The organism is Pseudomonas sp. GD04058, from assembly GCF_029836855.1.
Lineage (GTDB): Bacteria > Pseudomonadota > Gammaproteobacteria > Pseudomonadales > Pseudomonadaceae > Aquipseudomonas > Aquipseudomonas bharatica.
In genome coordinates this window covers 12,860-37,206 of record NZ_JAOECN010000046.1, presented here as the reverse complement: position 1 = coordinate 37,206, position 24,347 = coordinate 12,860, and the positions used below count along the sequence as shown (strand labels likewise).

The following is a 24,347-nucleotide window of genomic DNA, read 5'->3' as shown; positions in this document are numbered from 1 at the left end:
GCACGGCCGAGCGTTCGCACAGCGGGTGGTGGCTGGGCAGCCATAGCCGGCGTTCGGAGTTGAACAGGGTTTCCGAGACGATGTCCGGGTGGGTGAGGTTCGAGGTGAGCACCACCGCCATGTCGAATTCGCTTTCCAGCAAGCCTTGCTCGATGGCCTGGCGCTCCCGTTCGTGCACGTCGATGGTCACGTCCGGGTACCAGTGTTCCAGGCGTTGCAGGTGGTGCGGCAGGAAGTAGCCGAGCACCGTGTAGCTGGCCGCTACCCGCAACAGGCCGCTGGCGCGGACATCCGGCAGCGGACTGTTGAGGGCGTCGTCGACGCTGCGCAGGATCACGTAGGCCCGGTTGAGAAAGTGCCGCCCGGCATCGGTCAGGCTCATGCCCTGGGCCGAGCGCTGGAACAGCAGCGTGCCGAGCAGGCTCTCCAGTTCCTTGATCGCGGTGGTCACCGCCGACTGGGAAATATTCAGATGAATCGCCGCTTGGGATATCTGCCCGATCTCCGCCGTGGCGACGAAATAGCGAACCTGGCGCAGTGTCAGTGACATGCAAGCTCCATGTGATGGGGTATCTGTTTTTCAGAAGATACACCCTCTGATAATAGATCTTCCCAAGGGGGTGGCCGGAATCTAACGTGGTCTGCATGAAGTCACAAGCGTCAGGAGCAAGTGCATGCAGGCAGTAGATTTCAACTCGGACATGGGCGAAGGCTTCGGTCCGTGGACCATCGGCGACGGGGTCGACAACGAGCTGATGGGCTTCATCAGTACGGCCAACATCGCCACCGGCTTCCATGCCGGCGACCCCGGCACCATGCGTCGCACGGTCGAACAGGCCAAGCGCCTGGGCGTGGCCGTCGGTGCCCATCCGGGTTTTCGCGACCTGGTCGGCTTCGGTCGCCGCCATATCAATGCCCCGGCCCAGGAGCTGGTGGACGACATGCTCTACCAACTCGGCGCCCTGCGTGAGCTTGCCCGGGTTCAAGGCGTGGCCCTGCAGCACATCAAGCCGCATGGGGCGCTGTACATGCACCTGGTCCGGGACGAGGAAACCGCGCGATTGCTGGTGGAAAACCTGCAGCGCCTGGAGCCCGAACTGCTGCTGTATTGCATGCCCGGCTCGGTGATCTGGCGTATTGCCACAGAGCTCGGCCAACCGGTGATCCGCGAGTTCTATGCCGACCGCGAATACGACCTCAGCGGCTCCATCGTCTTCACCCGCACTGTGCGCGCCTACGACCCGGTGCAGGTCGCTGCGCGGGTGCTGCGTGCCTGCCAGGAAGGCGTGGTGCGCACGGTGGAAGGCGAAGACCTGCCGATCACCTTCGATTCCATCTGTTTGCACAGCGATACACCCGGCGCCCTGGCGCTGGTCGAGGCCACCCGCAAAGCGCTCGATGGCGCGGGGATCAAGGTGCGCGCACCGCGATAACGCAAGCGAAGACACCTGGCACGCAGACGCTGGGGTTTACCGATACACCCATTTTTGGCCTGCCTTTCTACAAGTATTCCAAGAGGAACAGACATGGCGCAGCACTCAGTCATCACCCCGTTGCCGGGGACTTTCTACCGCAAGGCCACCCCGGACTCGCCGAACTACGTCGAGGCCGGTGCCGAAGTCAGTGCCGACACGGTGATCGGCCTGATCGAAGTCATGAAGCAGTTTTCCGAACTGACCGCCGGTGTGGCAGGGCGCCTGGACGCGTTCCTGGTCGAGGACGGTGATCCGGTGGAGCCGGGTCAGGTTATCGCCACACTCGAAGACGCGTGAGGGCATGAATATGACTCAAGGCATAGGTAAATTGCTGATCGCCAACCGTGGCGAGATCGCCGTGCGCATCATCCGTGCCGCGAAAGGGCTGGGGATTCCAACCGTGGCGGCGTGCAGCGAAGCAGACGTCGATTCCCTGGCCGCGCGCCTGGCCGACGAAGTGCACATCCTCGGCCCGGCCCGCGCCGACAAGAGCTACCTCAATGTCGAGGCCTTGCTCGGTGCCCTGAAGGCCACCGGAGCCAACGCGGTCCATCCCGGCTACGGCTTTCTTTCGGAAAACGCCGAGTTCGCCGAAACGGTATTGGCCGCCGGGGCGATCTTCGTCGGCCCGTCCCCCGAGACCATCCGGCGCATGGGCGACAAGGCCGAAGCCCGGCGCACCGCGCAAGCAGCCGGCGTGCCGGTGGTGCCCGGTTCCCCCGATGAACTGTTCGATGTGGAGTCGGCGCTCAAGGCCGCCGAATCGGTCGGCTTCCCGCTGTTGATCAAGGCCTCGGCTGGCGGCGGCGGGCGCGGCATTCGCCTGGCGGAAAACCTGCAACAGTTGAGCGAAGAATTCCCCCGCTCCCAGCGCGAAGCCCAGGCCGCCTTCGGCAATGGCGCGGTGTATCTGGAGCGCTTTATCGGCAAGGCCCGGCACATCGAAGTGCAGGTGCTGGGCGACGGCACGCATGCGGTGCACCTGTTCGAGCGCGAGTGTTCGCTGCAACGCCGTCGCCAGAAGATCTTCGAGGAAGCGCCGTCGCCGGCCCTCGATGGGCAGCAGCGCGAGGCCCTGTGCGCGAGCGCCGTGCGCCTGACCGAGGCGCTGGGCTATCAGGGCGCCGGCACCCTTGAGTATCTGTACGACGACGCCACCGGCGAGTTTTTCTTCATCGAGATGAACACGCGGATCCAGGTAGAACATCCGGTCAGCGAACTGGTCACCGGCATCGATCTGGTCCAGGCCATGTTGCGCATTGCGGGTGGCGAGCCATTGGGGCTTCAGCAAAGCGATATCAGGCTCAATGGCGCAGCCCTGCAGATGCGCCTGAACGCCGAAGACCCGGCGCGGGATTTTTTTCCCAGCCCGGGGCTGGTGCAGGCGCTGAACTGGCCGCAAGGCGAGGGCGTGCGGGTCGACAGCCATCTGTATGAAGGCTACCGCGTGCCGCCGTACTATGACTCGCTGCTGGCCAAGCTGATCGTCCATGGCCGTGATCGCAATGAAGCCCTGGCCCGCGCGCGATGGGCGGTCGAGCAGACCACGCTCACCGGCATGGCCAGCACCTTGTCCTTGCACGATGAACTGCTGCAGCAACCCTGGTTGCACAGCGCCGACTTCCACACCGGCACCCTGGAAACCTGGCTGGCCGAGCGCCGCAGCGGAGGTGAAGCATGAGCAGTCCGATTCGCTACAGCTTTGGCGCTGACGAACATCTGTTTGCCGAGGTCAGCGACAGTATGTCCCTTGAAGCCTTCTTCAAGGGCATGGCGGTGACCCGTGCGGTGGAGCGCCTGGCCCTCGATGGCGTGCTCGACGTGTGCCTGGCCAACGCCTCGTTCCAGATCCGTTTCGATCCGGATCGCATCGCGCCGGCCGATCTGCTTGAGGCGGTGAAGGGCGCCGAGGCCGAGGCCGAGCGCACCCTGCACACGCGGATCATCGAGATTCCGGTGCTCTACAACGATCCCTGGACCCACGAAACCCTGATGCGTTTTCGTGACCGCCACCAGGACCCGAGCGCCACGGACCTGGAGTACGCCGCGCGCATCAACGGCTTGGCCGACGTCGAGGCATTCATCGCCGCCCACAGTGGCGCGCCGTGGTTCGTGTCGATGGTGGGCTTCGTCGCGGGCCTGCCGTTCATGTTCCAGATGGTCGAGCGCGAACGCCAGCTGCAGGTGCCCAAATACCTGCGGCCGCGTACCGACACGCCGAAATTGACCCTCGGCCATGGCGGCTGCTTCGGTTGCATCTACTCGGTGCGTGGCGCCGGCGGCTACCAGATGTTCGGCGTCACCCCGGCACCGATCTACGATCCGCAGCAGCACCTGGCGTACCTGAAGGAGCACATGGTGTTCTTCCGTCCCGGCGACATCGTGCAGTTCAAGCCGATGGACCGCGAAGCCTATGACCACGCCGTCGCCGAGGTCGAAGCCGGGCGCTTCGACCTGCGCATCCGTGCAGTGGAGTTCTCGCTCGATGCGTTCCTCGCCGACCCGGTCGGCTATCCCAAGTCGCTGCAGGAGGTGCTGGCATGATCAAGGTACTCAAACCCGGTCTGGCCACCTCGGTGCAGGACCTCGGCCGCGAAGGCTACTACCACCTGGGCATCCCGCCATCCGGAGCGCTGGACCAGTACGCCCTGAGCGCCGCCAACCAGCTGGTTGGCAATCCGGCCAATTCGGCGGCGCTGGAGTGCACGTTGCTGGGGCCGGAGCTGGAATTCCAGCAGGATGCGCTGGTAGCGGTCTGTGGCGCACAGATGACCCCGAAGGTCGACGGCGTGGACATGCATCTGGACACGGCTTTCGAAGTGAAGGCCGGGCAAGTGCTGCGTTTCGATTTCCCCAAGGCTGGCGCACGGGCGTATCTGGCAGTGGCCGGCGGCATCGATGTGCCGCTGGTGCTCGGCAGTCGTTCCACCTACGCGCTGGGGGCGCTGGGCGGTTTTCAGGGGCGCCGGCTGGCGGTTGGAGATGAACTGCCGGTAGGCGTCGCCAGCGGCAAAGGGCGTGTCGGGGCGAGCCTGCCGATGGCGCTGCGTCAGTCGCTGGGCGGGGAGGTCGTCCTGCGGGTGGTGCCGGGGCTGTACTACGAGCGCCTGACCCCGGCGGCTGCAGACAGCTTCTTCGCCGAAGCCTGGACCGTCGGTTCGGAGGCTGATCGCATCGGCTATCGCTTCAAGGGTGGCAGCCCGCTGAGCTTCCAGCCGCGCGAGCAGCCGTTCGGCGCAGGCTCCGATCCGTCGAACATCGTCGACAGCTGCTACCCGATCGGCTCGATCCAGGTACCGGCCGGGCTCGAGCCCATCGTGCTGCACCGCGATGCTGTGTCGGGGGGCGGCTACGCCATGATCGGTACGGTGATCAGTGCCGACCTCGATCTGATCGGCCAGATGCAACCCAACCAGAAGGCGCGCTTCATCGCGGTAACCCTGGACGAAGCGCTGCAAGCCCGACGCTCCTACAAGAAGAAGCTCGCCTGCCTGAGCACGCTGTTCCCTTCCTGATTTGCCGGCCGCAAGGCGCGGATCAAGCCACAAGGCAAGCCAACGCCGCACTTCGGTGCGGGGACGGCTGCCTGCGCTTTAACCTCTGGCGGGTTCCGCCAACGTTATCCGTCCGGGTCGAAACCCCTCATCTGTCATGAGAAACTTCCGCTGCCGGATCTCGCCCATGAACGAACGCCACCACTTCATCCATAATGAGGCGCCACCTATCCCATGACACTCGATCAATCATGACCCTTCGACTCTCTCTACTTGCCCTCGGCGCGCTGTTCTGTATCCCTGCCCAGGCGGCAACCCTGTGCACTCTGGTCGCGGACGCCGACGATGGCAGGATCCTGTTCCAGCAGGGGGCGCAACAGGACTGCGCCGCGCGCTACACGCCAGCCTCGACCTTCAAACTGCCCATCGCCCTGATGGGCGCCGACGCGGGTGTTCTGAAGGGCCCGCACGAGCCGGTCTGGCAGTACCAGTCTGGCTATCCGGACTGGGGAGGTGACGCCTGGCGCCAGCCCACGGATCCTGAACGGTGGATCAAGTATTCAGTGGTTTGGTACTCACAGTTGATCGCCAAGAGCCTAGGGCAAGAGCGCTTCCAGCACTACACGTCCGCCTTCGGCTACGGGAACGAAGATGTCTCGGGCGAACCCGGGAAAAACCAACGGTACTGACGGTGCATGGATCATTTCGTCGCTGCGTATCTCCCCGGTGGAACAACTGGCCTTCCTGCGCAAGGTGGTCAACCGGCAATTACCCATCAAGGCTGAGGCATACGACCTGGCCGAGAACCTGTTCGAGGTGAGTGAAGCCGATGGCTGGCGTCTTTATGGAAAGACCGGCACAGGCTCCCCTGGCAACAATGGCGTTTATACGCCGGCCAACGCATACGGGTGGTTCGTCGGCTGGGCGCGCAGGGAGGGTCGCCAACTGGTGTTCGCCAGCTTGGTGCAGGACGCGACGGCGACCAAACCCAATGCTGGCCTGCGTGCTCGGGACGACTTGATCCGCAACTGGCACGCCATGATCGGTGGGCCCCGCTAAGAGCGCGACGCCGAGAATGAACGCTATGCGCGCCGGATTTCCGCTTCTGGCTGATAGCTGCCAGTGGTCACCGACCGCTATCGACCCAAAGCCGCCACTCGCGGTGGGTGGGGTTTCGCTAAAAAGAGGAAACGCCTGCGGCAGCGGTCATATCACTGAGAACCCAGCCTGGCCAGGCGCTTGTACAATGTGGTGCGGGAGATGCCGAGCTCTTTGGCGGCAGCGCTGACGTTTCCGGAATGGGCCAGTAGTACGCGCTCAATGACGTCTCGAGTGGCATCGGCCAGGTTGCCAGAGACCGCTATGGCCCCACACTGCAGTTCATCAGGCAGGTGTCGCATGCCGATGCATGGTTCGCCGACGGCTAATACCCCGACGAGACGCGCGACGTTCTCCAGTTGCCGCAGGTTGCCCGGCCAGTGATAGACCTGCAGTTGCCGCCTGGCCTCGGGCGCCAGCGGCGGGACGCCCGGGCGCTGGAAAAAGCTGTCGATCAGTTGCGCCTTGTCAAGCCGGTGCTCCAGTGCGGGCAAAGCTACGCGCATGCCGTCCAGACGGTAAAAAAGGTCTTCGCGAAAACCACCGCTGCTCACCAGGCTGGCCAGGTCCTTGTGCGTGGCGGCGATCACGTGGGCTTTCAGTGGTACCGTACTGGTGCTGCCGACGCGGGTGATCTGTCGCTCCTGCAAGGCCCGCAGCAGGCGGCTTTGCAGAGGCAACGGCATGTCGCCAATTTCGTCCAGCAGCAGGATACCGTTGCCGGCGGACTCCATCAGGCCCATGGCACCGCCTTTACGCGCGCCGGTGAAACTGCCCTCGGTGTAGCCGAACAGCTCGGCTTCGATCAGGCTTTCGGGCAGGGCGGCGCAGTTGATGGCTACGAACGGGGCCTGTGGGCAGCAGTGTGCATGCAGCGCTTTGGCGAACACTTCCTTGCCAGAGCCGGTCGGCCCGGTGATCAGCACCGGCAGGTTGCCGGCCACGGCCTTACAGGCATCCTCGAAGCGCGCGTTGACCCGCCGGTCGCTGCCCAGTGTCGTGCTGCTGGGCCGCAACGACCGTGCCTTGGCGGTGGGCTGCGGAAGTAGCCGGCCATACAGGCGTGAGCCATCGGCCAGGGCCAGCAGCTGTGTCGAGCCGTCCAGGCCGTTGTGGCTGGGGCGGTCGAACAGTTGGTCCAGGGTCAGACGTTCAGGGCGGTAACTCGGTACACCCAGCAACTGTTGCGCGGCACGGTTGGCCGCATGCACCGTACCATCGTCATGCACCGCCAACAGCGCCTGCAGCGGCGACCCGAGCAGTCTGGGATCGTGTTGCAATTCGAGGATGCGGCAACCCTGCATTTTGAGGAAGAAGTTGTTTTCGGTAGCCAGCGCGGCGTGTTTGAGTCGTTCGAGCATGGTGCCGGCGTTACGGGTGCCGATGCCGGTCAGGTCCAGGGCCCCGAGCAGATCGCCATTGACCCCGCGTAACGGAACGCTGACGCAGAAAAACTCGGCAAACTCCTGCAGGTAGTGCTGGTTGCCAGCTACGATCGCCGGCAGGCCATCCATCAGCGTGCAGGCCGGGGCAGTGGTGCCGACATCGGCTTCGCTGACCCTGCGTCCGATGTGCAGCGCCGACAGGGGGCCGTCGATGCCCGCTGGTTTGCGCGTCTGGACGATACGGTTGTCCGGATTGACGCAAAACAGCATCCAGTGCGAATCGCCAATCAGTTCCCACAACCGCTCTAGTTCTGGCTGCACGCAGGCGGCCAGTTGGCTGTCGGCCTCGGTCAGTGGCTGTACATCCATATGGTCTTGGGCCAGGCGAGTTTGCCACGGACTGAGCCCGGCGGCGCGGGAACGTTCCCATGAGCGCTCGATTGGCTCGGGCAGGAGTCCTGCAGGTAATGGCAGGCCTTCGGCAAACTGCCGGCGGGCACTATGCAACTGCAGCTGTAGGCGATCCATGAGTACACCTTGTGAAGGTTGGCGGCACGCTCCTGATTGCGCACGTTGCGCCGCTGCCAGCAGCGCGTCAAGGCTGCCGGGCGAATCAGAATAGCAACAGCGCCCGCAGGTTGACCCCGCTGTCCTCCTGGAAACCGCCGACCACGCGGGTGTCATGGGTTAGCTGGCCGCTCAGTTGCACTGTCTTGCCGACCATCTGCTGGAACTCAAGGCGCACTTGCTGTACCTCGGTCTTCTGACCGGTGTAGTCGCCCGACAACTGCTGCTTGCCGCCTTCGCTGGCCGAGAAGCCCAGGGCCAGGCGCTGAGCCGGGTTTAAGTCGTAGCGCAGGTTGGTTTGCAGTTGGTAGGTCGGGTCCTGGCGCAAAGTCTGGCTGCCGATGCCGGCCTTGTCGTTGCTGCCATAAAAGACCGCATCGGCGTACCACTCCATCGACCAGCGCCCCCAAAGAGGCTCGACCCAGCCGAGTTGCAAGTCACCCTTCCAGCGGTTCTCGCCCAAGTTCACACCGGCTACTCGGTCGTATTGGCCCCAGGGCAGGTAAAGCAGCGGGGTAATGCCGAAGTAGCGGCCGCTAGCGCCAATGCCCGGCTGGTTGACGAGCCAAAATGTCGCACCGATGATCGGGTCGGCCATCCCGCTGTTGCTGCCCAGCGATTGGCCTCCCACCTTTACGTCATAGACGTGGCCGAAAGGGAGCAGGATTTGCGGGTCCACCGTGATACCGGCGATGTCGGTGAAGTGGATCAGGCGCAGGATGCTGATGTTGGAACGCAGGCCGGTGTTGTGGGTGGCATCGGGTGTGCCATCCCCATTGAATCGGTCGGCGCGGCTAAATTGTTGGTACCAGGCGGCGACGTTAGAGCCAGGTGGTAGCGCCGTGTAATCGCCGGCATTCACATCCACGGCCTGGGCCTTGGCCGAAAGCAGAGCGCAGGCCAGCAAGCCCCATGTAAGGCTAGAAATTTTTGTCATATGCAGGTTTCCGTTGTTCTTGTTATGGGTTGGGAGCAGCGCGTAGCTGCCCCCCGGGTGTTACTTCTGGATGCGGATGATCGGCTTGAGGGTCAGGCCTTTCTCACTGTCTTCAGCGGCCTGATTGATCTGCTCAAAGTCGTAGAAACGCACCAGCTTGTCGAAGGCGAAGCGGCCTTGCAGATACAGGTTGACCAGCTCGGGGATGAACTTCTTGGGCACGCTGTCACCTTCGACGATGCCGCGAATGACCTTTCCACCCAGCAGTAGGTCGTTGACGTCGAATTGAGCTGTAGTGCCCAGCGGCGGCGCGCCGACCACCCCCAGCGCGCCGCGGCTGCCGAGGGCATCCACGGCCTGGCGCAGCACTTCTGGGCGGCCAGTGGACTCCAGCGCGAACTGCACGCCGCCGCCGGTGATTTCGCGAATGGTAGTTACGGGGTCGACCTCTCGGCTGTTGACCACGTGCGTGGCGCCCAGCTCCAGGGCCAATGCCAGGCGCGAAGGCACTACATCGACCGCGATGATGGTAGCGGCACCCGCGACTTGCGCGGCCAGCACGGCAGAAAGGCCCACCGCACCGCCGCCAAAGGCGGCAAAGGCGCTGCCAGGGGTAACCTTCAGCGAATTGATCACCGCGCCGGCGCCGGTCTGGATGCCGCAACCCAGCGGGCCGAGCAGCTCGATGGGGGCTTCCTTGGGTACCCGCACAGTGTTGTTCTCGCGCCCCAGGGCGAAGGTGGCGAATGAGGACTGAGCGAAGAAGTGGTCATTCAGCATTTCGCCCTGTGCATCCTGCAGGGCGTGCTGGCCCTGGGGGCCGGCGCCGCTGAAGTTGCGCCCGAAGAAGTCCTGACAGTAGGCCGCCTGGCCGGCGTCGCATGCGAGGCACTGGCCGCAGTAGCCGTAGGTCATCACCACGTGGTCGCCCACCGCCAGGTTCTGCACCAGCGGGCCAACAGCCTCGACGATGCCAGAACCTTCGTGTCCCAACACCGCCGGGAGCGGTACCGGGTAGTACTGGTCACGCACGATCATGTCGGTATGGCACATGCCGGTTGCGACCACGCGCACCAGCACTTCGTCACCCTGCGGAGCACGAATACCTGCTTGTTCAAGGACGAAAGGTGCGCCTTTGCCTCGCGTCACAGCAGCTTGAATAGGGCGGAAAAGAGGTGTTGTCATTGTTATTTTTCTCCGAGTTTACAGGGGATAGGCAGGGGCTTCGCTTTTGAGGGTGAGCCATTGCCATTGGGTGAACTCTTCCCAGTTGGCGGCACCACCGATACTGGTGCCGTTGCCGGACGCGCCGACACCGCCGAACGGGTTGATGACCTCGTCGTTGACGGTCTGGTCGTTGATATGTAACAAACCGGTGCGCAGTTGTTCGCCAAGGCGCAGAGCGCGGCCAGTGTCGCGGGACAGGATCGCGGCGCTCAGACCGTAATCAGTGTTGTTGGCCAGCTCCACCGCTTGCTCGTCGCTGTCGAATGGCACCACCACGGCCACCGGGCCGAAGATCTCTTCGTGGAATGCCGGGTTATCGCGCTGCACATCGCTGAGCACCGTCGGCTGGAAGAACAGCCCGTCGGCCGAGCCACCGGTGGCAAGCGTCGCCCCGGCGGCGCGTGCGGCCTCGACGATGCGTAGGGCATTGTCGCGCTGGGCAGCATTGATTAGCGGGCCGAGGTGCACCTGGCCGCTGGCCGGATCTCCCACGGTCAGGCTGCGCGCTTTTGCCACCAGGCGTTCGACGAATGCGGCATAGATGCCTCGTTGCACCAGCAAGCGCCCGGTCGACATGCAGATTTGCCCCTGGTGCAGATACACTCCCCACGTTGCGTTAGCGATGGCCAGATCGAGGTCGGCATCGTCGAGGACAATCAGTGAGTTTTTGCCGCCGAGTTCCAGCGACACTTTTTTCAGGTGGCGGCCGGCAGCTTCCCCAACTTTGCGCCCAGCGGGCGTGGAGCCGGTGAACTGGATCATCGCCACGCTGGGTGACGCCGTCAGCGCCGCGCCGGCCTCGGCGCCGCCTGGCAGCACATGCAGTACCCCATTCGGCAAGCCGGCCAGTTCGAAGATCCGGGCAATCACATGGCCGCCACATACCGCAGTTCGTGGATCGGGTTTTAGCACCACCGCATTGCCTAAGGCTAGCGCCGGAGCGACTGCGCGCATGGCCAGGTAAAGCGGAAAGTTGAACGGCGAAATCACCCCAATCACGCCAAGAGGGCGTCGCCGGGCGATGCTTAGGCGACCGGCCGTGGAGGGCAGCACTTCGCCCTGGCTGCGCGATGGCAGGGCCGAGGCTTCGTGCAGCGACTTGATGGTGATGGAGGATTCGAAGCTTGCCTTGGACTGAGTCGAGCCGCTTTCACGCACAATCCAGTCGGCGATCTCGGCCTGATACTGCTCGGCGATGGCTGCCGCCTTGCGCAGCACACTGGCGCGTTCGTCATAGGGCAGGGCATACCAGTTGCGCTGGGCTTTGGCGGCCTCCTGAGCGCTTTGCTCCACCTGCTTGGTACCAGCGTTGGCCAAGGTCCCCAACGGCTGGCCGCTGCCAGGGGAGGTGACTGTAGTGACGGGCAGTTCACCCGGAACCCAGCTCCCGGTGAACAGACGCTCGTTCCAGAGTTGGGGTGGCAATAAGGTTTCCACGCTAAGCATCCTTTATGTTGTTGTAGTCAGGATGCTTATTGCAGAGGGCATGCCAACGAGCTGCCGGGGCTAGATTCCGGCGTATTAGTGCGGAGGGTGTACAGCTTCTGAACAATTACCTGCGCTCGAAGTGTTCAGATTCTGAACGTTGCAAATACTCATACGCAGATGGACATACCTGTATGTTTGGCTCGTTGCACAGGAATCTTCAGGGTTGATCGAGTCCGCTTTGGATCGGTTGCTGCCATTCGCGAGAAGCAGCTTCGGGTCGCTTGTAGTTGGAGACAATAGGCAGCTACCCAGCACGGAACACCTCGAGCAAGAGCTCGCCCGGGGTCGCCTAGACACGGTCACCACATTAGCGCTTGGCAGCATTGGTAAGTAATCCCACGGAACAGCGCATTTAGCGCCGTCTAGCGAGGCGACTCACCAAATACGCCACGGCTGCCCTGATCCTCCCGGGGGGAGCGGCCAAAAAACGCTTTATAGGCACGACTGAACGCCGCTTCGGATTCATAACCCACGGCAAATCCCACATCACCGATACGGCCGGTTTGCGTGGCCAACATTGTCTTGGCCAGGGTCAGCCGCCATTCGTTCTGATAGCGCAGAGGCGCTCGTCCGACCAGGGCGCTGAAACGCTCGCAGAAACTGGAGCGTGACATCCCCGCCAACCTCGCCAGCGCCTCGATACGCCACTGTTGACGGGGCTGTTCGTGAATCGCCCTGAGCACCCGGGCGATGCGTGCGTCGGACAAACCACCCAGCCAACCGGACGCCGCGCCTTGCTGCACCCAGGTGCGCAGGACGCGAATCACCGCGAGGTCGATCAACCGCGACACCATCAAGGCGCCGCCCGGCTGGACGTCGTGGGCTTCCAGCAGCATGAAATGTAACAGCCCTTCGGACCACGGCGCCGCGTCGGCCTGCTGGATATGAATCAGCCAGGGCAGCGCTAACAACATCGCGCGGAAGCTGCCGGCATCGAACCAGAAGCGGCAGACCGCGACCGTCGTGGGGCTGTCGCCGGCGCTGAGTTTCAGGTCGTCCAATGTGTGGGGCAGGAGGAATACATCGCCAGGTTCAATCGGCGTGGCGGGGTGGCCGTCGCGCTGAATCCGCAACTGACCGGCTTGCAGCATGCAGACGTGGGCACTGTTGCAGTCGAGCATCAAGCGCTCGCCGGGTTCGACGGTAGCGGAGTAGACGTGGTCGCCGGTCAGGCGCATCTGCGCGAGCATCTGGGACAGCAGGTCGCCACTGGCGAAACCTTCCAGCTGCATTTCCGGAAGAATGGTGCAGGTGGTGTATCTGCGCAGGCAGGGTGCGGGTTTGCGTGCCCGGGCGAATTGATAGGAACGGGGGATGCTGTGATCCGATCCGACATGGTGCCTGGGCAGCGGCTTCGGCCAGGCCCTGGACAAGGAAGCAGTTGTCAGAGAACTGCGGAATGGCCGCCAGGTGCATGCCGGTAGATCTTCAGCGCTCTTGAGATCGAGCGCCGCCCGCGCGGCGCTCGATCTCACGGGCGCCAAAAAAGTCATGGCAAGCCCCTGTCAGCCCTGATGCGATCCACCGACGGCCGAGGGCGAAGTACCCATATCCGATCTGAGCGACCGCCACGCAAAGCCCAGCACCATCAACAACCCCAACCCGGCCATTGCCGCCCCCGCCAGGGAAATCGCCGGAAAACCCAACCCCGCATTGATCACCGCGCCTCCCAGCGCTGCGCCGATCGCGTTGCCAAGGTTGAACGCACCAATGTTCACCGCCGAGGCGAGATTAGGCGCGTCCTTGGCGGCTTCCATCACGCGCATCTGCAGCGGTGGCACCAGGGCGAAGCTGGCGATGCCCCAGATCAGGATGGCTACGGCGGCCGGCAGTGGCCAGCGCATCAGTACGGTGAACGCCAGCAGGACCAGGATGAGCACGCTCAGCGAGACGATCAGGGTGCGGTCTATCGAGCGGTCGGCGGCTTTGCCACCCCACATGTTGCCCAAGGTCAGCCCTACGCCGAACAGCACCAGCATGGCGGTGATAAAGGCGGTGGAGGCGTGGGTCTCGCTGCTGAGGATCGGTGCGATGTAGGTGAAGACGGTGAACATTGCGCCCGAGCCGACGACAGTCAGGGCCAGCGCGCCCAGCACCGGGGCACGGCCCAGTACCCGGATTTCGGCCATGACACCGCCGCCTGGCGGTGCCTTGAGGTCGGGCAGGGCGAACCACAAGGCGGCCATGGTCACCACGCCGAGGCCGGTAATGCCCCAGAAGGCGGTACGCCAACCGAACAGTTCGCCAAACCAGGTGGCCAGCGGCACACCGCCAATGGTTGCCAGGGTGAGCCCCATGAACATGGCCGCTACCGCGCCAGCACGTTTTTCAGGGGCCACCACGCTGGCGGCGACGATGGAGCCGACACCAAAGAATGCGCCGTGGTTCAGTGAGGTCACCACCCTGGCAATCATGAGGCTGTAGTAGTCGGTTGCCAGTGCGGACATGAGGTTACCCAGGGTGAAAATCGCCATGAGGCCGATCAGCAGATAACGCCGAGGAATCCTGCCAGTGGTCAGGGTCATCAGCGGCGCGCCAAGCAGCACGCCCAGGGCGTAGGCACTGACCAGCAAGCCCGCAGCAGGAATCGAAACGCCGAGGTCCGCAGCGATGCCCGGAAGCATGCCCATGGGGGCGAACTCGGTAACGCCGATGCCAAAGGCACCAATGGCGAGTGCAACAAGGGGTGGATTGATACGCATAAGAGGCTCCTTATCTATGCCGCCAATGCTACGATCAAGCGTTTTAGGGCGCTAGACGGCATTTTTGGCAATCACCTTTGCGTAAGAGGCACAAGTGGACTTCAACGGTAGATCAGGTGAGATGTTTGTATTCGCCACCGTGGCGCAACAAGGCAGCCTGTCGGCTGCTGCGCGTGTATTGGGGCTCACGCCCTCGGCGGTCAGTCGAATCATCGCGCGTGCTGAACAGCGCCTGGGTACCCGGCTGCTGCTGCGCACCACGCGGGCGATCACCTTCACCGCCGAGGGCGAAGCCTTTCTGCGCGGCGCCCTGCGCATCCTGGCCGACATGGATGAGGTCGAGGAAGCCATTGCCGACCAAGGCGTACCCAGGGGGCGACTGCGGGTCAGCGCTGCCCTCGGCCATGGGCGCATGTCCATCGTTCCCCTGGTCGCGGCCTTCAGCGAGCACTACCCGAACATCGTCGTCGACCTCACCCTGGGCGACGAAGTGGTCGACATCCTCGGCGGCCAGGCCGATGTGGCCATACGTTTTGGCCACCTGCCCGACAGCCCGCTGACCGCGCGCAGGATCGGCGACACCGGCCAGGTGGTGGTGGCATCGCCCCAGTACCTGCAACGCCACGGCACCCCCCAGGAACCGGAAGACCTGTTACGGCACAACTGCCTGCGCTTCAACTTCCGGCGTGCCGAACCCAACTGGCCATTTGCGCGCGACGGCAAAGCGTTTTCCCTCAATGTCAGCGGCAACATCGAATGCAGCAGCGGTGAAGCGCTGGCCCAACTCGCGCGGGTCGGCGCCGGCATTGCGCGTATCGGCGAGTTCACCGTCAGCGAGGACCTGCGGCGGGGCGACCTTGTATCGCTGTTGCAAGCCTGGAATCCCGGTGACCGGGAACCGATTCATGCGGTTTTTGTCGGTGGCTCGACGATGCCGGCGCGGGTGCGGTTGTTCGTGGATTTTTTGGTGGAGCATCATCGGATGTAGGGGAGGGCGTTGGCTGGCTTTTTCCGGTGGGTATGTTGGGTGGCTCCAGGAGTGTGGGCTTGCTGACGGGTGTAATCGGGAGCCGTTGATTGGATGTCTGGATACACATCATTAGAGGTCGGGATGAGAGGCTGCTTTCGACCCATAGCGGCCCTTCATGAAAGGCAGGAATCGGCCAGAAGCGGTCATCGGCTGTCTAGGGCATTCGCGGCGAGCCAGTTCCTTGGCAAAAAATAGAGAGCGTCAGGTTGCCGGTGTTACGAAGTCGTCCCGCATTCTGAACGCTGCGGATGAGCCGCTTTCGACAAGCACATCGAGCACATACAGAATCGCCTCGCGCAGTGTGGGATCACGCTTGAGTTCTAGCGGGCGTGAGTAGACATGCCGCTGGAGCAGGCTTTCGAGTATGAAAACGGTGTTGGACTCGCGCAGCATGTCAGCGTTATTTCCCAGCCTGAGCGCATTTGCGATGTGTACAAAAGCTGTTGGCATGGAGCGCTCGCCTATGTGGTAGAGAAAACGGGCGTAGCTGTCCAGTACTATCGAGACCGGCGGCAGAGCATTGAACAGCGAGTCGACGTTATGGGCGTAGCCTTCCAGGCTCCGCCAGTGCCGGACATCGTCCTTCCAATACGCGGTCAGGAAGATCGTCGAGAGTAACTCACTGCCGTATGGATACTCATTTTCCAGATGGGCAAGCCACTTGGCGTGCCTGACCCTCTCGGCAAACAGGGTCCATAAAAACCAGTACTGCTTGGTGTTGGGGTTGCGATCCTCGCTGCTGGTTAATCCTTGGACGACGCTATGAATTTCACGTGGATGCCTGTCAACGGCATCCAGGATGGGCATTAGGACTTGTGCCGCATCGACATCTGCCACACGCATGACAAATTCTTGCACGCAGTAGGATATCGACTGTTCAGTTTCGAAGTTTCGGTCACGCCGACCGTTAGAGCGGCCGTACTCGCGGTTCCAGCAGTTGACCAAGTATTCACTAGCGCGTCTGTACGCAGCCACAGCAAGAGGTTCGTTGGGGGCTTGGCCGAGAATCACGAGAACCTTTGCGAACGCCTCAGCACCGAATGTCTCGGTGATGTCGAGCCGGATGTGCGCATCTTCGGCGATGGCTCCGTCAGTCCAGAAGCGCTCGCGAACCGCTGAGGCTGCGGCAGCGGCGATTGTTTCCAGCGGGTTCCGCTTGTCGTAACGCTTTTTCTCTTCGGCTGTCCAATGAAAATTGGAAATAGAGGCCTCTGTAGAAATAGCATTGACAATAAGGAGGGCGAGAGCAGGATTTGCTGTCCAGAACTGGTCGTCAATGCCCCTGATGGCATACCAACGGACTTCGTCAATCGGGTGGGTTATTGCAGTGGTAAAGGCCAGGCGCACGCGTGGTGTTTGGCTTTGGGTCAGGGGCTTATATAGGAGCAGCGGCACCACAAAAGCACACGGACGATCTGCCTGCATCGAGAACCTCTGCATCCGGCTTATGGTTCCCCATCCGTCCGCGTGCCTGGAGATTTCCGAGCAGATGACATCAATGCACCAGTCACGCTCTTTCGGTGACATCTCCTCCCAGTGGTCGCGGACGCAGACCGCAGCAGCGAAGCCGGGGGCATTTCGGCTGCTGTCCGGGTATTCATTGGTACGGTCCATCTCCTGCGCACCTGACAGTATCTTCCGCCATTGTGCCGGTTCAGCAGGGCCAAGTTTGTATTGGAAGATCTGAAGTCCCCAGTTGTAGATGCCTAGCCGGGCATTCGTTTCTTCCGTGTCTTTTGCGCTCTCCTCAATGAATTGCCGCACTTCCGGGGCCGCAGGTTTGGGTTCCAGACTGATGTAGCTCTTCGTTGGCTTGTCGCTGTCCACTGTGGATGTCGCGCCCAATGCTGGCTGGGCTTCAGATACGACATACTGGCGCAAGTCCATTCGATGAAGGGCAAGTTGCCATACGAGGTCCTCTTCTTTGCGCTGGTCCAATGCAGGCAGTTCAGCCAGGTGCTTGTCGATGATCGCGTGAACCCTTGGGGCAAGAGAGCCAAATTGCAGGTTTGCGATAGCTACCTCGAGGTCATGTTGACGATGCGGTAGCTCGTTCGACTGCTTCCTTTCCTCTTCGTAGATTTTGTCCTCGGGGTGTAGGGTAGGGAACATTCCCGCAAGCATGGAAGTCTGGTGCTCGCTGGCCATGCGACTGCGGTCGATAAGGATGTAGTCTTGCACAGAAAGCAGTACCAGAAGAGCCTCTCCGGATTGGTGAGGATGGGCGGTTGCCACGCTTGCAACGACAGCTGCAAGTGCTGCGGAATCGCTGCGGTGCAGGATCGCAAGTAGCATGGTGTCCAATCCCTGAGGGTGGGATTTGGCGTAGTCGAGCAGCCATTTCTCGAGAGCCATCAGCAGCGACTGAAGTACATAAGGGCTGACGCCCAAGCCTCGGTACATCCCCCAGAGCCGCGGGTTTACCCATTGTTTCCGCACTAGCCCATCTGTGAGCGTCAGCTCGACTTCCCAAGCGGGCTCCAATCGGTCACCAAGGCGAGGATGGGCGTACCACTCGGCACTGTGATTGAAGACTTGTACCAGGAAATCGAGGCCCTTTCCCGGGTGGCGCTCGAGCAGGTTGACCCATGGTCCTCGGAACGCACTAGCAGGGAGAGAATGGCGGCTCAGGTGTTGCTTGATGCCGAAGTAAAGCTCAATGTCGAGGGATGAAAGGCCGAAGGGTGCATCACTCAGGTACTCCTCCGTGGCGAGAAAGTTTTCTAGTGCGATGGAGATCAAAAGATCCGGCAGGTCGCGGGCCGCAGGTGCGCCGTCGAGACCCGCAAGAAGAATGTCGCGGAACTCTTCGGCGACGGGATCGTGATTCCAGCCGTCTCTGATCTGTCCGCGCATAACAGCTTCGAAGCGAACAGGGTTGGCCTTCGGAATCTTGGCGAGGACCTTGAGAACGCGTTTACGTGCATCGCCCCTTCTGTAGCTGTCAACGCGCGGGAGGAGCCAATGAGCAATCCCGGCGATCTGTTCGGCCCCCTCGATGTCCGGTGCCCACCAACTGACGCCGCGTACGGCATCCTCGATCAATGCAAGCAGCAGTGGAGAATCTTCCGAACCAAAACTGCCAATATTGCGATGAACAAGCCCTGCAACGGTCGCCCAGACCACGCCGTCCGGCACGTTCAGGATCGAACTATGGCCGCGCACGTCGACAAGCCAGGGAGGCGATGTCATACAGGCAACCCGCAGTAGGTGGATTATCCGCTTGAGTACGGCGCGATCATTGGCGAGCAAATCAGCCTCGTGCCGCGCCAGAAATTCGGGGGCAGACGGTGCCTTCAACAGCGAAACCAACGTGTCGTCACGGAATTGAGCGGGAGCATCTGCTTGCGTGATGGCTGCTCGGAAGATGCGGTCTGCAGCAGGATCATCGCGGTCGACCAGTTCAGCAACCCACTTCCGATAAGATCGGCGCAGTGCGGGATGCGGACCAATCGCGGAGGAGAGCGCCTTGAATGCCATTTCATCCGTGAGGTGCTGCTCCTCAATCCATTGCAGGATGGCCCAGTCTTCAAGTACGTCGTGCGCCGTCGCAACGAGCAGGGGCTTCCCGTCCGGAGAAACAACGAGGGAGTCCTGTTTCAGCAAAGTGATGGCTACAGGGTCGAGTCCAGAAGCGGATACATGATCTGAAAGGGCACGCGCCCGGCGTACAGCCAGCTCCTGCAAAGCACCTTCGCGCAGGCGCGGCATGCCGTTGGCGGGGTTGTGATCCGCACGTACGATCTGCCGCCAAAAAACAGCCCGAAAATCCCGCTCGCTTTCTGGAAGTGGACGTCCTGCATCCCAGGGAATCTGGCGTGCCTTGTCGATAAAGTAAGGGTTGCGCAGGATCTTGCGTAGAGCTGGATTGCCCAGCGGGATCGCCATTGATGGAAACGCTATCTGAATTTCTTCTAGTTCGGAGTCGTCGAGTGTTGGTACTTCGATGACAGCGTGATCAATTCCTGACGGTAGAAGGAAACTGGCCTGTACCTGCTCCACGGAATAGTCGCGACAGGTCATGACGATACCGAGACCGTTGTCTCCCTGAGCAAGGGTCATCAGATCACTGAAGGCGTCGCGTGTGGGCTTTTCTAGCAGGCGTTCGACGCTCTCGATGACGAGTACTTTGCGGTCCTGCGCTCCGAGAATGGCCTGTAGCTCTGTGGCGCGTGCAGGAATCTGACTGTTGTGCAGGGTTTCATCAATGTGGGCGACGGCGAACTCCTCAACCCGGAAGCCAAAGGCGAAGAATTCGCGGGAAAGAAAAGACACCGCTTCCTTGCCAATGACCGACTTGCCGCTACCAGCTGGCCCGGTGATCAGGACAACTTGCTTAGTTTCGAGGGCTTCAAGAACTTTCTGAATAATCCCAGCGCGCTGCAGGTGTAAGGTTGGTCCAATCGTTTTGCGGATTTTCTTCAGGACGAAGTCCGTATGGTTTCGTAGGGCTATCAGTACGTGTCTCTCGTGCGTTCCCACCTCGCTGTATGAAAGGACAAGAGAATCTGGAAGGTCAGTGCGTTTCAGGCTTCGAGCGCCTGGATTGGCGTCGCTGGTAAAGGACAGAAGCTTGTTCCAAGCTGCAGTCGCGCTTGCGAGCGGATCTGAGTCAGTGGACTTGAGAGCGAGCAGTGTTTTGATATGTGCTTCGGTCTGACGGGTCGATGTGTGTAGATCAAGGCTCAGGACGTGTAACACGCACAAGAAGGGCCACAGATCTTCGGCAGTGACGGGCGTTTCTTCCAGTGCGCTCACAATCGTGCATAGTTCATTGCACTGGGAGACTGACTTCTTAGAGATGAATCCATTGAGAGACAGTCGCCGCTGGAATTCTTTGCCATCAGAGGCGCCCCTGGCGCAATCGAGCAGCCCAGAGAAGTTTTCGAGTAGCGTATTCGTGCCACGTAGAGTGACGAGGAGAAAGCGATCGTACTGGGGGTTGAAAGGGTCGGCCTTCTTGAAGTCTTTCCAGAAATCTCCAACAGTTTTCTTGCACTCATCGTCGGCAGCACTGATCGTGAGGCTGCGCTTCACTTGCCCAACAAGTTGTGCCGGTGCTTCACCTTCACGCTCGCAGACGACGAGGAAGTCATCTGTGTTGAAACCGAGATGCTCTGTCTGAAAGTGGACCTCTGCAACACCTCTATCAGTCAGTATTGGTGGGATGCTGCGGACGAGCAGTTGCGCCAGCCAATACGCCTGAACGTGCTGTTCGAAGTAAACGCCTGCGCCCCCGGTGGCAGCTGGGCTTGAAACTCGTTCCTGGTTTTGACCATCCATAGTGTCCACCTAATATGTTCTCCGTCTTTCGAATCGGGGGCGGCTGCTTTCAAGGCGTGTCTCGATAGCAACATCATGCGAGCGCCCACACGGCCCGCGCTGCGTAAAAACTGATCAAGAATAACAAGAATGTAGGAATATCATTAGTTTGGTGGGGGTTGTACTGAGAGTCCGCCTTTGGCCGATAGCCGCCCCTAAAGAATGGCCGCGATACGCATGACAACAACCAAGTATGCTCATCCATCCTCTAACGCCGCATCTACCAGCCACCTCAGGAACGCACTCACATGCGCCTGCCGCTCCTTCCCCGGCACGCACGCAGCAACATACCGCGGACCCGGCAGGCTTATTTCCGGCCTATAGGCCACCAACTCCCCGCGCCTGAGGCTGTTAGCTACCAGCACATTGCTTGCCAGCACCAGTCCATGCCCGGCGATCGCGGCGCTTAAAGCAAAATGCTCATCATCGAACTCACGCATCTGCGCCGTTTCAAGCCATGACTGGCAAGCAGCCGCCGCACACCAGCTTTCCCAATTCACCGAGAATGGGCCTGGAATTTTCCAGCGCAGGTTGATCAGCTCGATCTGCTCCAGGTTCAGCGAAGCGACCAGGTCCGGGGCACCGTAAGCGGAAAATCGTTCGTGCATGAGCGCTTGGGAGAACAACCTGGGGTCGTCACGGCTGACCGAGCGAATGGCGACATCGATACTGGAGTCACGCAGTAGATCGACGAGTTCATTGCGTGTATCGACCCGCACATCGAAGTGCCCAAAGCGCTTGTAAAAGCTGCCCAGCCGCGGAATCAACCAGGCTGCGGCGAAGCCCGGGGTAGTGGTTATGGTCAGGGTTTGCTGAACGGTGTCTGGATAGAAAGCCTCCAGGCTGCGGCGAATGTCCGATAAGGCGCGATGTGTCTGGCGATAAAGCGACTCGCCTTCTTCGGTCACTGTCACACCTTGTCCGGAGCGATTGAATAGCCGCGCTCCGAGGTGGGTTTCCAATGTCCTGATCTGGTGGGAAATGGCCGCCGGGGTGACTGACAGTTCCTCAGCGGCCGCCTTGAAACTTCCCAGCCGCGCCGCCGCCTCGAAGGTGCGCAGCGCGTTGAGTGGAAGAGTCGAAAACACGCAGGGTTCCCTGATGAATTGAATTGATGTGCCGGCAATTTATCTCATTTTTCCTGGTTGGCATGGGCAGATACCGTCCCTGGTGTTCAATTACCCGATCTTCGGAGTACACCATGCAAGGCCCTTCCAGAAAAATCCTTCAAGCCGTCCTCTATGAATCCATCGCCATTACGGTGCTGTCGCCCAGCATCGCGTTGATATACGGCAACGGTCTGGCTCATGCGGGTGCGCTGTCGGTGATGTTGTCTGCAAGCGCGCTGCTGTGGAACGTGCTGTACAACTCCATGTTTGAATGGTGGGAAGCGCGCCAACCGCAGCGTGCTCGCACATTGGGCAGGCGTTTGCTCCACTCGCTGGGTTTCGAGGGAGGGCTGGTCGTGTTGTTGGTGCCACTGGTGGCAGGGTGGCTGGGGATTTCCTGGTGGGCCGCACTGGTCACCGATATGGGCTTGTTCGTGTTCTTCTTCTTTTACTCGCTGGCGTTTCAGTGGGGCTTCGACCGCGTTTTTGATCTACCGGAGTCCGCGAAGGAAGGGGCTTCGGTTAATCCATGATTCTCTGCGGCCGAGCAGCGGCCTTGAACCCTCAGCGCTACCGTTGAAACAAACAAAAGCCCGATGCACTACATCGGGCCTTGGATTGAACCGCTGTCAACCTGTTCCAGAACCCAGCATTACAGCCAGGCCTTGATCTGCGCAGCCACCGCCTGGGTCGAGATGCCGTAGCGGTCGTGCAGTGTCGGAAGCGCTCCGGCATCCAGGAAGGCGTCGGGCAGGGCGATCTGGCGGAAGGTCGGGGTGACACCATTACGCAGCAGTAAACCCGCTACGGCTTCCCCGAGGCCGCCGATGATCGAGTGGTTTTCCGCGGTAACCACCAGCCGTCCGGGTTTGCGCGCTTCAGCCAGGATGGTCTGCTCGTCGAGCGGCTTGATGGTTGGCACGTGCAGTACCGATACATCGACGCCGTCCTTGTGCAATTGCTCGGCCGCTTCGAGGGCACGCATCGTCATCAGGCCGCTGGAAACCAGCAGAACGTCTCGACCACCGCGCAGCACCTGGGCTTTGCCAATCTGGAAGCGGTAATCGTAGCGATCCAGCACCAAGGGCACGTTGCCGCGCAGCAGGCGCATATAGACAGGCCCTGGGTGGGCTGCGATGGCCGGTACGGCCTGTTCGATTTCCAGGGCGTCGCAGGGATCCACGATCATCAGGTTGGGCATGGCGCGGAAGATGGCCAGGTCATCCGTGGCCTGATGGCTCGGGCCATAGCCAGTGGTCAGGCCAGGCAAGCCACAGACGATTTTCACGTTCAGGTTTTCTTCGGCGATCGCCATGCAGATGAAGTCGTAGGCACGGCGCGAGGCGAACACAGCGTAGGTGGTGGCGAAGGGGGTGAAACCCTCGCGCGCCATGCCGGCAGCAGCACTCATCAACAGTTGCTCGGCCATTCCCATCTGGTAGAAGCGCTCGGGGTGTGCCTTGGCGAAGATGTGCAGGTCGGTGTATTTGGACAGGTCGGCGCTCAGGCCGACGATGTCTTTTCGCGCGTCAGCCAACGAGGCCAATGCGTGACCAAAGGGCGCCGGTTTCGTGGGTTGGCCTTCAGCGGCGATGGACGCGATCATGGCCGACGTCGTTAGGCGTTTCTTTGCGGCGATTTCAGTGCTCATGCTTGGCTCCCGGCGTCGAGGGCTTCCAGGGCGAGTGCCCATTCGTTTTCGTCGACCCGAATGAAGTGGGTCTTGTCGCGGTTCTCAAGGAAAGGCACGCCTTTGCCCATGCGGGTGTCGCAGATGATCACCCGAGGTTGCGCGGCCTGATGCGCGCGCGCCTGGTCGAACGCGGTGACAAGCTGTTCCAGGCTGTTTCCGTCGACCCGCTGCACATACCAGCCGAAGGACGCCCAGCGCTCCACTATCGGCTCGAAACCCAGCACTTCGCTGGAGTGCCCGTCCGCCTGCTGGTTGTTCACGTCGACGATGGCGATAAGGTTGTCCAGTTTCCAGTGGCTGGCCGACATCACCGCCTCCCAGGTCGAGCCTTCGTTGAGTTCGCCGTCCGACAGCAGGTTGTAGACCCAGCTGGAGGAGCCCTTGAGCTTCAGGCCCAGGCATGCGCCTACGGCGATGCCCAGTCCATGGCCCAGCGAGCCGCCGGTGATTTCCATACCAGGGGTATACGCAGCCATCCCTGACATCGGCAGGCGGCTGTCATCGCTACCATAGGTTTCCAGTTCTTGTTCCGGAATCACGCCGGCTTCGATCAGGGCTGCGTAGAGGGCAATGGCGTAGTGACCGATGGAAAGATAGAAACGGTCCCTGTCTTCCCAGTCCGGATCCGAAGGATCCAGGCGTAGCGCGTGGAAATAGGACACGGCCAGCAGGTCGGCGGCACCGAGTGCCTGGCCAACATAGCCCTGGCCCTGTACTTGTCCCATGCGCAGGGCATGGCGGCGAATATTGCGGGCGCGCGCTGCCAGCGACGGCGCCTCGTTATGCGTAGGCACAGCAGTCATGAAAGACTCCTTGTTGA

At 61.5% G+C, this 24,347-nt stretch carries 18 protein-coding genes and 1 pseudogene; 8 read left to right on the top strand and 11 right to left on the bottom strand.

Annotation, left to right across the window (positions count from 1 at the left end):
* On the bottom strand, window positions 1–550 hold a 550-nt coding region (locus tag N7650_RS24790), incomplete at its 3' end, for a LysR family transcriptional regulator (RefSeq protein WP_279900461.1).
* A 124-nt stretch (window positions 551–674) separates the two neighbouring features.
* Here N7650_RS24790 and N7650_RS24785 point away from each other — a divergent pair.
* The 6 genes and pseudogenes from N7650_RS24785 (at window position 675) to blaOXA (ending at window position 6,028) form a co-directional block, all read left to right on the top strand.
* Window positions 675–1,433 (top strand): 5-oxoprolinase subunit PxpA, encoded by a 759-nt coding sequence (locus N7650_RS24785; RefSeq protein WP_279900460.1) that lies wholly within the window; start codon window positions 675–677, stop codon window positions 1,431–1,433.
* Window positions 1,434–1,526: 93 nt separating this feature from the next.
* Window positions 1,527–1,772, top strand: coding sequence for an acetyl-CoA carboxylase (locus N7650_RS24780; RefSeq protein WP_279900459.1), 246 nt, complete (start codon window positions 1,527–1,529; stop codon window positions 1,770–1,772).
* Between the two features lie 10 nt (window positions 1,773–1,782).
* Window positions 1,783–3,156, top strand: a complete 1,374-nt coding sequence (locus N7650_RS24775) for an acetyl-CoA carboxylase biotin carboxylase subunit (RefSeq protein WP_279900463.1) — start codon at window positions 1,783–1,785, stop codon at window positions 3,154–3,156.
* Window positions 3,153–4,019: an allophanate hydrolase subunit 1 gene (locus tag N7650_RS24770; RefSeq protein ID WP_279900458.1), complete on the top strand. Its 867-nt coding sequence runs from the start codon at window positions 3,153–3,155 to the stop codon at window positions 4,017–4,019. The genes N7650_RS24775 and N7650_RS24770 overlap by 4 nt, the downstream gene beginning before the upstream one ends.
* Entirely contained in the window at window positions 4,016–4,990 is a 975-nt protein-coding gene (locus N7650_RS24765) for a biotin-dependent carboxyltransferase family protein (protein ID WP_279900457.1), read from the top strand. The genes N7650_RS24770 and N7650_RS24765 overlap by 4 nt, the downstream gene beginning before the upstream one ends.
* A gap of 230 nt (window positions 4,991–5,220) precedes the next feature.
* Window positions 5,221–6,028 (top strand): annotated as a pseudogene (blaOXA, locus tag N7650_RS24760) (class D beta-lactamase).
* A gap of 152 nt (window positions 6,029–6,180) precedes the next feature.
* Here blaOXA and N7650_RS24755 read toward each other — a convergent pair.
* The 6 genes from N7650_RS24755 to N7650_RS24730 form a co-directional block, all read right to left on the bottom strand.
* The gene (locus tag N7650_RS24755) at window positions 6,181–7,980 is read right to left on the bottom strand and encodes a sigma 54-interacting transcriptional regulator (RefSeq protein WP_279900455.1); all 1,800 of its coding nucleotides are present in this window, start codon (window positions 7,978–7,980) and stop codon (window positions 6,181–6,183) included.
* A gap of 85 nt (window positions 7,981–8,065) precedes the next feature.
* On the bottom strand, window positions 8,066–8,956 hold the full coding sequence (locus N7650_RS24750; protein WP_051032712.1) for a transporter: 891 nt from the start codon (window positions 8,954–8,956) through the stop codon (window positions 8,066–8,068).
* Window positions 8,957–9,016: 60 nt separating this feature from the next.
* Entirely contained in the window at window positions 9,017–10,141 is a 1,125-nt protein-coding gene (locus N7650_RS24745; RefSeq protein ID WP_279900453.1) for an NAD(P)-dependent alcohol dehydrogenase, read from the bottom strand.
* An 18-nt stretch (window positions 10,142–10,159) separates the two neighbouring features.
* Complete coding sequence (locus tag N7650_RS24740) at window positions 10,160–11,629, bottom strand: benzaldehyde dehydrogenase (RefSeq protein ID WP_279900452.1); 1,470 nt, start codon at window positions 11,627–11,629, stop codon at window positions 10,160–10,162.
* A gap of 404 nt (window positions 11,630–12,033) precedes the next feature.
* Window positions 12,034–13,164, bottom strand: a complete 1,131-nt coding sequence (locus N7650_RS24735) for an AraC family transcriptional regulator (RefSeq protein ID WP_279900450.1) — start codon at window positions 13,162–13,164, stop codon at window positions 12,034–12,036.
* Window positions 13,165–13,176: 12 nt separating this feature from the next.
* Window positions 13,177–14,373 (bottom strand): MFS transporter, encoded by a 1,197-nt coding sequence (locus N7650_RS24730; RefSeq protein WP_279900449.1) that lies wholly within the window; start codon window positions 14,371–14,373, stop codon window positions 13,177–13,179.
* 94 nt (window positions 14,374–14,467) lie between these two features.
* Here N7650_RS24730 and N7650_RS24725 point away from each other — a divergent pair, with 94 nt between their 5' ends.
* A complete protein-coding gene (locus N7650_RS24725) occupies window positions 14,468–15,361 on the top strand; it encodes a LysR family transcriptional regulator (RefSeq protein ID WP_279900447.1) in 894 nt (297 codons plus the stop codon).
* Between the two features lie 243 nt (window positions 15,362–15,604).
* On the opposite strand, the gene N7650_RS24720 is transcribed toward N7650_RS24725, so the two are convergent.
* A complete protein-coding gene (locus N7650_RS24720) occupies window positions 15,605–20,686 on the bottom strand; it encodes an AAA family ATPase (protein WP_279900446.1) in 5,082 nt (1,693 codons plus the stop codon).
* A gap of 236 nt (window positions 20,687–20,922) precedes the next feature.
* Window positions 20,923–21,813, bottom strand: coding sequence for a LysR substrate-binding domain-containing protein (locus N7650_RS24715; RefSeq protein WP_279900445.1), 891 nt, complete (start codon window positions 21,811–21,813; stop codon window positions 20,923–20,925).
* A gap of 113 nt (window positions 21,814–21,926) precedes the next feature.
* Between N7650_RS24715 and N7650_RS24710 the strand changes: the two genes are divergently transcribed.
* Window positions 21,927–22,367 (top strand): PACE efflux transporter, encoded by a 441-nt coding sequence (locus tag N7650_RS24710; RefSeq protein WP_279900443.1) that lies wholly within the window; start codon window positions 21,927–21,929, stop codon window positions 22,365–22,367.
* 119 nt (window positions 22,368–22,486) lie between these two features.
* On the opposite strand, the gene N7650_RS24705 is transcribed toward N7650_RS24710, so the two are convergent.
* Both N7650_RS24705 and N7650_RS24700 read right to left on the bottom strand, forming a co-directional pair.
* Window positions 22,487–23,485 carry a transketolase family protein gene (locus N7650_RS24705; protein WP_279900441.1) on the bottom strand — a complete coding sequence of 333 codons (999 nt, stop codon included), beginning with the start codon at window positions 23,483–23,485 and terminating at the stop codon, window positions 22,487–22,489.
* Window positions 23,482–24,330 (bottom strand): transketolase, encoded by an 849-nt coding sequence (locus N7650_RS24700; RefSeq protein ID WP_009401468.1) that lies wholly within the window; start codon window positions 24,328–24,330, stop codon window positions 23,482–23,484. The genes N7650_RS24705 and N7650_RS24700 overlap by 4 nt, the downstream gene beginning before the upstream one ends.
* Window positions 24,331–24,347 lie beyond the last annotated feature (17 nt).